The sequence below is a fragment of the Botrimarina mediterranea genome (assembly GCF_007753265.1).
In the GTDB taxonomy this organism is placed as follows: Bacteria; Planctomycetota; Planctomycetia; order Pirellulales; family Lacipirellulaceae; genus Botrimarina; species Botrimarina mediterranea.
Map to the genome: position 1 here is coordinate 5,417,218 of NZ_CP036349.1, position 12,123 is coordinate 5,429,340.

The 12,123-nt window shown below is 65.6% G+C and carries 8 protein-coding genes; 6 read left to right on the plus strand and 2 right to left on the minus strand.

What is annotated here, in order from left to right; translation table 11 throughout:
- Window positions 1-145: 145 nt before the first annotated feature.
- A complete protein-coding gene (locus Spa11_RS20815) occupies window positions 146-1,558 on the minus strand; it encodes an ATP-binding protein (protein ID WP_145116415.1) in 1,413 nt (470 codons plus the stop codon).
- A 62-nt stretch (window positions 1,559-1,620) separates the two neighbouring features.
- Window positions 1,621-2,187: a nicotinate-nucleotide adenylyltransferase gene (nadD, locus tag Spa11_RS20820; protein WP_145116418.1), complete on the minus strand. Its 567-nt coding sequence runs from the start codon at window positions 2,185-2,187 to the stop codon at window positions 1,621-1,623.
- 96 nt (window positions 2,188-2,283) lie between these two features.
- On the opposite strand from nadD, the gene priA reads away from it, so the two are divergent.
- The 6 genes from priA (at window position 2,284) to Spa11_RS20845 (ending at window position 11,986) form a co-directional block, all read left to right on the plus strand.
- Entirely contained in the window at window positions 2,284-4,590 is a 2,307-nt protein-coding gene (priA, locus tag Spa11_RS20825; protein WP_145116420.1) for a replication restart helicase PriA, read from the plus strand.
- A 208-nt stretch (window positions 4,591-4,798) separates the two neighbouring features.
- A complete protein-coding gene (locus Spa11_RS20830) occupies window positions 4,799-6,610 on the plus strand; it encodes a sensor histidine kinase (RefSeq protein ID WP_145116423.1) in 1,812 nt (603 codons plus the stop codon).
- Between the two features lie 205 nt (window positions 6,611-6,815).
- Window positions 6,816-6,992, plus strand: coding sequence for a hypothetical protein (locus tag Spa11_RS23125; RefSeq protein ID WP_197529560.1), 177 nt, complete (start codon window positions 6,816-6,818; stop codon window positions 6,990-6,992).
- A gap of 72 nt (window positions 6,993-7,064) precedes the next feature.
- A complete protein-coding gene (miaB, locus tag Spa11_RS20835) occupies window positions 7,065-8,510 on the plus strand; it encodes a tRNA (N6-isopentenyl adenosine(37)-C2)-methylthiotransferase MiaB (RefSeq protein ID WP_145116425.1) in 1,446 nt (481 codons plus the stop codon).
- Between the two features lie 645 nt (window positions 8,511-9,155).
- Window positions 9,156-9,662 (plus strand): BlaI/MecI/CopY family transcriptional regulator, encoded by a 507-nt coding sequence (locus tag Spa11_RS20840; RefSeq protein WP_145116428.1) that lies wholly within the window; start codon window positions 9,156-9,158, stop codon window positions 9,660-9,662.
- Entirely contained in the window at window positions 9,659-11,986 is a 2,328-nt protein-coding gene (locus Spa11_RS20845; protein ID WP_145116430.1) for a M56 family metallopeptidase, read from the plus strand. The genes Spa11_RS20840 and Spa11_RS20845 overlap by 4 nt, the downstream gene beginning before the upstream one ends.
- Window positions 11,987-12,123 lie beyond the last annotated feature (137 nt).

Consider the following 12,123-nt stretch of genomic DNA (forward strand, 5'->3'; position numbering starts at 1 on the left):
CTCGTGCAATCGATCTATCGCACAATGTAATCGGCCTAGTTGACTAGAAGTAGTTGACTAGAAGCTATAAGAGGGTACTCGCATTTGCGACAGCATCCCCCCTATCACCAATATCCCCCCATCTCCTTTCCTAAACTCTGACTTCCTAGGCATCGGCCAAGGGCAAAACGATCGTCACCAACGCGCCGCCCGCCTTTGGTGATTCTAATCGCAACGAGCCGCCGAGTCTTTCGATAACGCTGCGAGCGAGAAACAGGCCCAGGCCCATGCCGCTGCCGGCGGCTTTGGTTGTAAAGAACGGTTCGCCGGCGCGGGCGATTACCGCCGCGGGCATGCCGGGGCCGCGGTCGGCGATTTCCAGACGCAGCTTGTTCGCCAAGTGATCGCCGCGGACGGTGACCCGGCCCGTAGGGTCCACGGTATCGGTGGCGTCGAGCCCGTTCTTGACCACCGCTCGGATCGCCTGCGCCAGCGCCACGGCGGGGACGTACAACTCGGCGTCGGCGGCGGCGTTCTTCCACTCGACATCGACCCGGCCCGCTGCGGCGAGTTCGTCGAGCACGTCGCCGATCAGCTCTTCGGCCGTCAGCCGCTCGGGCAACCCCGCAGCGGGCTGGCCGGAGCGGGTCGCCATCCGGTCGAGGATCGAACGGCACCGCGTCACTTCGCGACGCACCAACTCGAGGTCTTCGACCACCGGGCCCTCGACGCCCTGCTGCACGAGCTCGCGGTGCGCCTCGCTGACGGCGACGGCGATCGTCGAGAGCGGCGACGCCAACTCGTGCGCGGCGCCGGCGGCGAGCGTGCCCAGCGCCTCGAGCTTCTCGGCGCGGGCCATCTCTTTCTCGACACGCCGGCGGGCGCGGTCGCTGGCCCGCAGCTCCGAGGTCAATCGCGTCGTGAAATAGACGATCACCACCGACGACGTGGCGAACGCCAGCCAAGCGCCGATGATCGCGATCGGCGTGTCGGCGACGCCCTGCGCGCGGAGCGTCTCGAGGCTCTCTAGCCGCCACGGGTCGCGGAGCACATCGATCGGGTGGTGCGTGATCGACAACACCGCGAACGCCAGGATCGCCAGCACCGACAGCGCCCACGCCCACCCCGCCGTCAGCACGACGCCCGACAGCGCGAGGTTGACGAAGTAGAAGAACATGAACGGGTTGGTCGGCCCGCCGGTGAGCGCGAGCATCGCCGTCAGCACCGCTAGGTCGAGCAGCATCAACCCGCCGAGCACGGTGTGCCACTCGGTGCGAGAGGGCGGCGTCACGTGCGACGCCTGCCACCACCAGAAGAGGGCCGAGCTAACCAGCGTCACGCCCACCAGTAGCACCAGCGGCAGCACGGGCGCATCAACGCCCAGCGGGCCGGCGACGAAGGCGATCGTCACCAGCTGCCCGATCGCCGCCACCGAACGCAAACGGCCGAACCACTCGGCGTTGATCGCCAAGCGTCGTGAGCCGCCGGAGGTGGTGGTGGTGTCGGTCACGTAGGAAATGGTAGCGGCTGCTTGCTCTGCTTGTGGGAGGCGTCTCCAGACGCCGATTACGGTATCCATTCCGAAACGGCTTGGTGCGCGTCATCGGGGTCTGGAGACCCCTCCCACAACCAATGAAGCTTTTAGCGGTAGAGTTTGTGCTCGTCGATGTATGCGGCGACCGCGGGGGGCACGAGGCCCGCGATCGATTCTCCTAAGGTTAGTCGACGGCGGATATCGCTGCTGCTGATGTCCCTTGGCGGCATCTCGATGCGCAGGTGAGGAACGTCGGTCGCCACCTCGGCTTCGCCGGGGCGCTGGACGACCATCGGCGTCGCCATCCGCAGGACCTCGTCCGGTTCGCGCCAGCCGGGCAGGTCGCGGAGCGTGTCGGCGCCCATCAGGAAGAAGATCTCGGCTTCGGGAAGCTCGGCAGAAAGCTGCCGCAGGGTGTCGACCGTGTAGCTGACGCCGCCGCGATCGATTTCGAGCGTCGAGACTTCGCGGTCCGGCATGTCGAGAATCGCTAGCCGCAGCATCGCGACGCGGTCGGCGTCGCTGGCGACGGGCCCGTGGAGCTTGAAGGGCTGCAAAGCGGCCGGCACGAACCATACCGCGTCGAGCCCCCCCTGCTCCGCGCACGAGGCCGCCAGCGTCAGGTGCCCGTTGTGCACGGGGTCGAAGCTGCCGCCGAAGAGGCCGATTCGCATAGGAGAGGCTAGAGGCTAGAGGCTAGAGGCTAGAGGCTAGAGAATGCGGGCTTCCTATCTTCTAGCCTCTAGCCTCTAGCCTCTAGCCTCTCCCCTGTGTCCCAACGCTCCCTCTTCGACGCCGAGCCGCCTGCGTGGGAGCTGGATGCTGGGGCCATGGTCCTCGCGGCGACGGTGGTTTTGCCGGGGGGGCCCGTCGGAGAGTTCGACTACGCCATCCCCGATGCGATGGCGGACGAGCGGAAGCCCGAGACCTTCGTCGAGCCCGGCCGGCGGGTGCGGGCGCCGCTAGGGCGGGGCAACCGGCCGGTGATCGGCTACTGCGTCGCGGTGGTACTGAAGCCCGCGTCGCCGTCGCGACCGCTCAAGGCCCTGAAAGGGGTGATCGACACCGAAAGCCTTGTGTCGCCGCCGATGATGCGGCTCACGCGCTGGATGGCGGACCATTACCTGACGCCCTGGGGACAGGTGCTCGAAGGCGTGGTGCCGTCCGGAGTCCGCGGCAAGGCAGGGACGCGCGACGTGATGCTGCTGAGCGTGCCGACGCACGTCGCCGCGCGGTTGACGAAGCTCCAGCTACCGCCGAAGCAAGCCGAAGTCCTCAAGGCCCTCGCCGCCAGCTCGAAGCCCCTCTCGCTCAAGCAACTGGCGATGCGCGCCGATTGCACCTCGGCGCCGATCAACGCACTACGCAAGGCGGGGCTCATCGAGTCACGCGTCGAACGCCTCGCCACCGACGGGCTGCTTGCCGAGGACATGGTCGTTGAGCGTTTGCAACCAAAGAAGCTCAACGCCGATCAAGTGCGCACGCTCGACACGATCCTTGGCGCGATCGACTCCGGCGAGCACGAGACGATCCTCGTCCACGGCGTCACCGGCAGCGGCAAGACCGAGGTCTACCTGCAAGCGATCGAGCGCGTCGTCGCTTTCGGTCGGCAGGCAATCGTGCTGGTGCCGGAGATCAGCCTCACGCCGCAGACCGTCGGGCGGTTCCGCGAACGATTCGACCGCATCGCCGTCTTGCACAGCCACCAGTCCGATGTCGAGCGCCACCGCCAGTGGCGGCGGATCGCGGCGGGCGAGGTCGAGGTCGTCGTCGGCGCAAGGAGCGCCGTCTTCGCACCGACGCCGCACTTGGGCTTGGTGGTCATCGACGAAGAGCACGAGACCTCGTTCAAGCAAGACACGGCGCCGCGCTACCACGCCCGCGACGTTGCTTTGCAACGGACGCGCGCCGAGAACGTGCCGCTGGTGCTGGCGAGCGCGACGCCGTCGCTCGAAGCGTGGCGTTACGCGCAGCCGGGGGCGCCGGAGCGATTCCGCTTGGCGAGCATGCCGCGACGGATCGGCGACCTGCCGATGCCCGCGGTGCGGGTCGTGGACCTGCGCGTCGATGGCGAAATGCGCGGCGCCTTGAGCCGGCCGCTCTGCCAAGCGATGAAGCAAGCGCTCGACGATGACGGGCAGATCATCCTGTTGCTCAACCGCCGCGGCTACTCGACGCACGTGCAATGCCCGGCCTGCGGCTACAAACTTGTCTGCGACCATTGCGATGTGGCGATGACGTTCCACCGGCAGGACAACGTCGTGCTCTGCCATTGGTGCGACCACCGCGCGGCGCCGCCAGTGGTCTGCCCCGATTGCCGCAGCCCGCGCATCCGTTACGGCGGTCTGGGGACGCAGAAACTCGAAGCCGAGGTCAGTGCGCGCTTCCGCGGCGTTTCGATTGCGCGGATGGACGCCGACACGATGCGCCGCCCAGGGAGTCACGAGGTGGCGCTCGACGCCTTCCGTCGCGGCGAGACACGGATCCTGCTCGGCACGCAGATGATCGCCAAGGGGCTCGACTTCCCGAACGTCACGCTCGTGGGCGTCGTGTCGGCGGACTCGGCGTTGAACCTGCCCGACTTCCGCGCGGCGGAGCGGACATTCCAACTCGTCACCCAAGTCGCCGGCCGCACGGGCCGCGGCGAGCGTGGCGGGCGCGTCATCGTGCAGACCTTCGACCCCGACCACCCCGCGATCCAGGCCGCCGTGCGGCACGACTTCGAAAGGTTCGCCCGCGAAGAACTGCCGAACCGCCAGGCGCTCGGTTACCCGCCCTATGGTTCGATGGCCCGCATCATCGCCCGCGGCGCCAGCGAGCCGCTGGTGACGGCGTACCTCGACCAAGTGGCCGACGCCGTCAAACAGGCCGCCGTCGAAACCGGTGTGAAGATGCGTATCGCCGGTCCGGCGCCGGCGCCGATCACCCGCCTGCGGGGCGAGTTCCGCCGCCACCTGCAGCTGCACGCCCCCAATGGCGACCCCCTCCGCGCCGCCCTGAAGGCCGGCTGGCAGCCGATCAAACCGCCTGAAGGGGTGCGTTCGATCGTCGATATCGACCCGGTGGATATGCTTTAGGGAGGGACGAGGGACCGGGGGCTAGGGACGAGGGGTTTGTCTCCGAGCCGCGACCGTGAGGGAGTCGTCCAAGCGACCTTGCTATCGTCGGGACGACTCCCTCACGGTCGCGGCTCGGAAATGAACTCCCTCGTCCCCCGTCCCTAACCTCTCGTCCCTCCCTCTTTCTGCCGTCTGCCCACTGCCGTCTGCCTGCTACAATCCCCACATGTCCCCCCGTGGCCTCAAACGTGTCTTCGTCGGTGAGACGAGCCTCGAGCGGAAGTGCCGCTGGTGGTTCGGCATCTCGCTGGGGGTGCTGTTGGTTCTGAGTTTCTATTACTCGGGACAAGAGCTCCGCGACTTCTTGCGTCAGAGCGACAAGATCCTCGGCCCCCAACTGGTGCATACGGCATATCTCGAACGCCACTTCGAGGAGTTGAATCAGCCCTCCGCAACCGACGAAGCGGCGATGATTCCCGAGGAGGCGGAGACTTGGCGGAAGATCATTGCCGACCTCGTCGAGTTCAATCCGGCGCCGGACGAGGAAATACCGTACCAAGCCTACGCCATCAAACCGCAAGACCCGGCAAAGAACCAGAACCAATACGGTCGGCCGGAGCACCCGCACGAGTGGGAACTCTTGCAGCGCTACGAGAAGGCTAAACCAGGCTCGCCCGAGGCGGAGGTGACCTCTCGCTACGATAACAACCGCGAAGTGTGGCGCTTCTACCAACCTCTCTATGCGAAGGGCGATTCCTGCATTAACTGCCACAAAGTCTGGGGGAAGCCGGCTCGGCCCGATTTGGTCGAAGACGACCTGATCGCGGTCATGCGGATTGAAGTGATCGAGGACCAGCGAAGTGGGGGGCGCAACGATGTCGCCTCGTATGACGGCAAAATGTGGGCGGTCGCCGTCACGATCTTTTTCCTCTCGATGTTCCTCCTCTGGTTCATCGTCCGGCTGTTGATCGCCAAACCGGTGAAGCACCTCAAGGAAGTGGTCAACGCCGTCCGCGGGGGCGACACCAGCCAGCGCGCCGATATCCAAACGGGTGACGAATTCGAAGAACTCGCCTCGGCGTTCAACCGCATGCTCCGCCAGCTGCTCAGCCAGCAAAACGCGCTCGAAGGGGTCAACCACGAACTCGACGCCAAGGTCGACGAGCTCGCGCAGATGAACCTGCGGCTGTTCGAGATGAACCGCCTCAAGAGCGACTTCCTCGCCACGATGAGCCACGAGTTGCGCACGCCGCTCAACAGCATCCTTGGCTTCAGCGAGGTGCTGGCCACCGTCAACGCGCTCGACCAAAAGCAGCAACGCTACGTCGGCAACATCCAGCGTTCGGGGAAGATGCTGCTGGAGATGATCAACGACATCCTCGATTTGGCGAAGCTCGAGTCGGGCCGCATGGACGCGTCGCCGGTCGAGTTCCCGCTCGGGGCGATCGTCACCGCGCAGTGCGACATGGCCCGGCCGCTAGCCGAGCGCAAGAACATCGACCTCGACACCAGCCTCGAATCGGGCGTCCCGCCGCTACGGCAAGACCAGACAAAGCTCCAGCAGATCCTCAACAACCTCCTCAGCAACGCCATCAAGTTTACGCCCGAAGGGGGCCGCATTATGGTCCGCGCTCATCGCGAGGCGGACCAGCACAGCGCCGCGGGTCCGCGCCAGAATGACGCCGGGTGGCTCGTGCTAGAGGTCGAGGACACGGGCATCGGCATCAGCGAGGCCGACCAAGCGATCATCTTCGAGAAATTCCGCCAAGGCGCCTCGGCGGCCCCCGGCGGCGACGCGATGACCCGCGAACAGGGCGGCACGGGCCTCGGCCTGTCGATCGTCCGCGAGCTGTGCCGCCTCCTCGGGGGCGACGTCACCGTCCGCAGCGTCAGCGGCAAGGGGAGCACCTTCGTCATCCGCATCCCCTGGCGGCTGCCCGACCGGGCCAATCTCGACGCCGAACTCAACCGCGGCGTCGCCGAACTGACCCGGCCCACGGTCGCAGCGCTAGCAGCGCCTACCGCAGCGAGCCACTGAAGACACCGCTTACTTTCGGCCTCAGCCGAGGGCGGCAGCCCCCGGCGCAGCGGGCGCCAGGGTTCCGCCGTGGGCTCCCGCCGACGGCTGAGGCCCCATCGATGGTGTTGTTGGCGCTCTCGCCGCGCGACCGCCCCCCGGGTTAGACTATCCCGCTGCGCCACATCGCCCCTAGTTCGCAAGCCGCCCGTTGGGACGTAGCCCCATGAACCTCTGGGAAGGTCTGCTGTTCGCCATCGCCGCGCTCGTCGCGGTGCGGGTGCTCGTCGGCATGATGCGGCGCCGCGAAGAGTCGATCGTCCAAGAGGTCCAGGCCCAGGTAGACGCCCACATCGAGCGCGAGAAAGAAGCGAAGAAGAAGAAACGAGCGGTTAGTCGTTAGCTATTAGCTGTTAGTCATTAGCGATTAGCATCCGTTGGCAAACGACCAACCGCTAACTGCCAACCGCTACCTATGAAAAAACTCTACATCGAGACGGTCGGCTGCCAGATGAACCTGCTCGATAGCGAGCTGGTCGTCGCGGCGCTGCGCAAAGAGGGCTACGAGCTCACCGGACAGGCCGCCGACGCCGACACGGTCCTCTTCAACACGTGCAGTGTCCGCCAACACGCCGAGGACAAGATCTATTCGGCGCTCGGTCGTTTGAAAGAAGCCAAGCGGTCGATGCCCGACAAGGTGATCGGTGTGATGGGCTGCATGGCGCAGAAGGACCAGAAGCTGATCTTCAGCCGCGCGCCGTTCGTCGACATCGTCGTCGGCCCGGGGCAGTTGCACCAAGTGCCGCAACTCGTGCGCGAGGCGCGTGAGAAGCCGGGCCAACAACGATTGGAAGTCTCGCTCGGCCGCACCGACGGCAAGGTCGATGACATCAAGCGCAGCCACGAGTCGTTCGACCCGCTCCGCGACCCAACGATGCGGCCGACGCCCTTCCAGGCGTTCGTCCGCATCCAGATCGGCTGCGACAAGTTCTGCACCTACTGCATCGTGCCGAGCGTCCGCGGCCCCGAACAAAGCCGCCCGCCAAGCCACATCCTCGCCGAGGCCCGCCAGCTCGCCAGCGAGGGCTGCAAAGAGATCTGCCTGCTGGGCCAGACCGTCAACAGCTGGCGTCACACCGAAGACGGCCGCGCGTGGCGCTTCAGCGACTTGCTCTACGCGCTACACGAAATCGAAGGGATCGAGCGGCTGCGCTTCGTCACCTCGTACCCGCGCGACATGACCGACGACGTGCTCGAAGCGGTCCGCGACCTGCCCAAGTGCGTGAAGTACCTGCACGTCCCCGCCCAGCACGGCAGCGACGAGCAGCTCCGCCGCATGAAGCGCGGCTACACGGTCGCCGAGTACCGCGAGATGCACGACCGCGCCAAGCGCTGGATGCCCGACGTGGCGATCACCAGCGACTTTATCGTCGGCTTCAGCGGCGAGACCGAGGAGGATTTCCAGCAGACGATGGACCTCGTGCGCGAGTGCCGGTTTAAGAACAGCTTCATCTTCAAGTACAGCGAACGCCCCGGGACGAAGGCCGCCAACCGCCTGCCGGACGACGTGCCTGAGGAAGTGAAGCGCCGCCGCAACAACGAGCTGCTCGCGCTACAGAACGAGATCAGCGAAGAAGACAACCATAAGTTCCTCGGCAAGCGAGTCGAGGTCCTGGTCGAAGGCCCCAGCAAGACCGCCGTCCGTAACCTGGAGAGAGCAGACGCCAACGCGCCGCTCACCGGCCCGCTGCAACTAACCGGCCGCACGATGTGCGACCGCATCGTCGTCTTCGACGGCAACCCGCGCCAGATCGGCCAGACGCTGTCGATCGCGATCTACGACGTGAACCTGCACACGTTGTTCGGCGCCGTGGTGACCGAGCACGTCGGCCCCGAGGTGTTCACCCTGGCGGGTGTGTAGGGTCCGCTGGGCGGACCGTCGTTGGCGGATCGATTCTACGATCGACTCCGCTTCCTGACGGGCGCGGCTCGAGCCGCGCCCGTCAGGAAGCGGAGTTGCGACCGGAGGGCGGTTGATACTCGCTTGCCTCCGGTCGCTGACGCTCCCGGCTCGCCGAAAGCAGGGGCGGCCGCCTCCACCCCACAGCATGCTCCTGAGAGGCTCTAGGAGCCCCTTACGGGCGTTATCTCGTCGCCTGCGTGAAATGATCGCCCCTCGGGCTACGAACGCGCCAGCGTGCGTCCTAGCGGCTCTGGCGTGGGGGTCGGCTTTTCGCTGCTTCTGCCGGCTTTCCGCTTGCTTTTAGCCATGCCAGTTTCTGCTACTCGGGGCCTGATCGTGGCGAGCCGGGAGCGTCACAGGATTATGCAAGGGCTAGCAGTTACCACGTTCAGATAAGGACTTAAGCGTCGTCGGACTGCTATCGCAGCAGTGCATCATCGACGTAAGTCCTTTGTTAAACGTCCATTTGCTAGCAGTTGCATAATCCTGGTCAGCGACCGGAGTGTATCTGGTGCCCGCTTCCCTCCGGTTGCTGACGCTCCCGGCTCGCCAATTTACGGTTTCGGCCAACCCCGCTTGACAAACGACTACACGTGTAGTCTTATGCCAACACTGCGTTATCCTTCGCCTGTCGAGGCCGTCATGTCGAGTGCAAGCGAACCCGCCCCGGCGCTGTCGCCCGCCGAGTGGGAAGTGATCAAGGTCCTCTGGGAGCGCGGGCCGCTCGCCGCACGCGACGTGTTCGCCGCGCTGCCGCGCGACGGTCGGGGGCGGCCGGTGCATGACTGGTCGTACCGCACCGTGAAGACATTGCTCTCACGGCTCGTGGCGAAGGGCGCGATCGATTACGAGCAGGTCGGCAACTCGTACCTGTACCGCGCGGCCGTCTCGCAAGAGGCGATGACCCGTCAAGAAGTGGGCGGCGTGCTCGACCGGCTGACGCGTCACACCGGCGCCGCCGGCCGCCGCATCGTCTCGACGGTGCTGGCGCAGTTCCTCGGCGACGCCGAGCTGAGCGACGAAGAGGTTCGTGAACTCAAGGCGGCGCTCGATCGCAAGCGAACCGCACGGGATGCGAAGAAGCCGCCGCGCGGCCGGGGGCGGGCATGAATGTCGCCACGTTTTCTGAAAGTCTCGTCCGCTGGCTCGTCGCGTCGAGTTGGCAGCTGGCGCTGTTCATCGCGGTGGTCGCCATCGCAGCGATGCTCTTGAAGAACGCGGCGCCGCGGCTGCGTCACGGTTTGTGGCTGCTGGTGCTCGTGAAGGCGTTGCTGCCGCCGACGCTCGGCGGCCCGTCGCTGCCGGCGCCGTGGGCGGCCGGCAATTGGGCCGTCGCGCCAGTGACGAGTCGCCTGCCGGATACCGCCCGCGAACTGGTGACGCTCTCCGCGGAAGAGACCCCACCGGTCGAAAGTCCCGCCGGTCCGACCGCGTCACTCCTCGCCAAGACAGAGGCGACGTCGACAGCCGACGTTAGAAACACCTGGGAGCGTCCCTCGCTCTTCACGATGCTTGCCGCCGGTTGGTTAATCGGCGTCGTCGTGGTCGCCACGGCGCTAGTTGCGGGTTACGCCCGCGTCCGTCGCGCAATCAGCAAACTGGAATCGATCGACGAGGGCCCCGCGCGGGTGGCTTTAGAACGGGCCGCCATCGCGATCGGCCTGCCCGACGCCGACGGCGTTGACCTCCGCCTCAGCGAAACACCGGCCGCGACGTTCCTCATCGGCGTGCGGCGGCCGACCATCGTGATCTCGCGCGCGACGATCGACGAACTCGCCCCGGACGAACTCGTCGGCGTCTTCGCCCACGAGCTCGTTCACTGGCGCCGGCGCGACACGCTCGTCGGTTGGCTGCAGGCGGTCGTCGTCACGCTCTACTGGTTCCACCCGCTGGTGTGGTGGGCTTCGACGCGGCTCCGCGACGAACGCGAACGCTGCTGCGACGACGAGGTGCTCCGTCGGTCGGCCGTCGCGCCCGACCGTTACGGCGAGGCGATTGTCCGTTCGCTCACGCTCGGCCACGGGCGGCCCAGCGGCCTGTCCGCCCCCATGCCACTCGCCGCGGCGGGCATGGTCGGCGTTTTCGAACGCGGCTCGGCGCTCCAACAACGAATGGAGGACATCATGGCGTTCCAACCCACCCGCGGCCGCTTCGGCTGGCCATCGCTGGCGCTGCTCGCGGCGTTCGCAGCGGTCTTCGTGCCGCTAGCCGGCGCGTCGATCGCGGCGAAGTCGCAGGGCGAGGTCGAGCTCGTGCAGTTGAGCCTCGACGACACGTCCGAGTCGGGCCTCAAGGTCGAACCCGATGCGGAGATAAAGGTCGAAGGCAAGGCCTCGACGCGGGTCACCACCAAGTGGGCGACGACCGTCTGCCTCGCCGAGATCGAGAAGCCCGACGTCGAGGACGCGCAGCTCATCTACAGCGCGATGGTTCGATCCGACCTCGATCAGTCGGCGTCACTCGAAATGTGGGCCCACGTCGATGGCGGCGTCTACTTCTCACGCAACCCGAACGTCGCCGTCTTCGGCAAGAGCGACTGGAAACGGCTGGAGATCCCGTTCTTCTTCAAGGCGGGGCAGCGCCCCGACAAGGTGACGCTCAACCTGATCATCGGTGGTCCGGGCACGGTCTGGGTGGACGACATCCGCCTCACGAAGCGACCCCTCAACGGCGTCGGCTCCGCGGCGGCGGGTGAGAAGCTGTCGCCGGTGAAGAAGGGAGTCATTGCAGACAAGGCCGAGAAGGAAGCTACCGCCGACCTGCCTTATCCTTCGGTCATCAAAACGGTCCCTGAGATCGGCGCCACCGATGTGAGTCCTTCGCTTGACGAGATTCGCGTCACCTTCGATCGCGACATGAACCCCGGCGGCATGAGTTGGACCGGCGGCGGCGAGAACTTTCCTACCTACGATGAAAGCCGCAAGGCGAGATGGATCAACGCCCGCACCTGTGTGTTACCTGTGCTGCTAGAGAAGGGTAAGTTCTATCGCGTCGGCATCAACGCCAAGAGCGCGCAGAACTTCAATAGCGCCGATGGCACGCCAGCGGCTCATGCCGTGATCGCGTTTGCGACCGAGAGGGCGAAACGCTCGGTCGCAAACAAAGTGAAAGCGCCGGAGATCGTTGAGCTGTCCCCTCCGAACGGGGCGACAATCGTTCCTTCCATCGATCAAAAAGAGATTAGCGTCACGTTCAACACGAAGATGGGGCAAGGGACATCCATCGTAAAGACAGGCGGCAAGATGCCTGATTTCGCAAAGGAAGACGCCGTGCGCTGGAGCAAGGACGGCCGCACTTGCACGATGACCGTCACCCTAAAACCCGGCACTAAGTATGAACTAGGGATCAACGGCTCACACGCCATCAACTTCCAAAGTGACGACGGCGTGCCGGCGCCAGCGACGGTGTGGAGCTTCACGACGAAAAGCAAGTAAAAAAATTCTTCTATCTTGTAGGAGGCGTCTCCGACGCCGATTACGCGCAACAATCGGTATTGGTATGGAGAACGTAATCGGCGTCGGAGACGCCTCCTACAAGAATCGATTTTGACGCGTTCCGGCTCCCCGTCATC

What these genes read in the sequence shown, in the direction of transcription:
- Spa11_RS20815 (WP_145116415.1), bottom strand. Translation starts at nt 1,558, where the DNA reads ATGGATACCGTAATCGGCGTCTGGAGACGCCTCCCACAAGCAGAGCAA.
- nadD (WP_145116418.1), bottom strand. Translation starts at nt 2,187, where the DNA reads ATGCGAATCGGCCTCTTCGGCGGCAGCTTCGACCCCGTGCACAACGGG.
- Spa11_RS20830 (WP_145116423.1), top strand. Translation starts at nt 4,799, where the DNA reads ATGTCCCCCCGTGGCCTCAAACGTGTCTTCGTCGGTGAGACGAGCCTC.
- Spa11_RS23125 (WP_197529560.1), top strand. Translation starts at nt 6,816, where the DNA reads ATGAACCTCTGGGAAGGTCTGCTGTTCGCCATCGCCGCGCTCGTCGCG.
- miaB (WP_145116425.1), top strand. Translation starts at nt 7,065, where the DNA reads ATGAAAAAACTCTACATCGAGACGGTCGGCTGCCAGATGAACCTGCTC.
- Spa11_RS20840 (WP_145116428.1), top strand. Translation starts at nt 9,156, where the DNA reads ATGCCAACACTGCGTTATCCTTCGCCTGTCGAGGCCGTCATGTCGAGT.
- Spa11_RS20845 (WP_145116430.1), top strand. Translation starts at nt 9,659, where the DNA reads ATGAATGTCGCCACGTTTTCTGAAAGTCTCGTCCGCTGGCTCGTCGCG.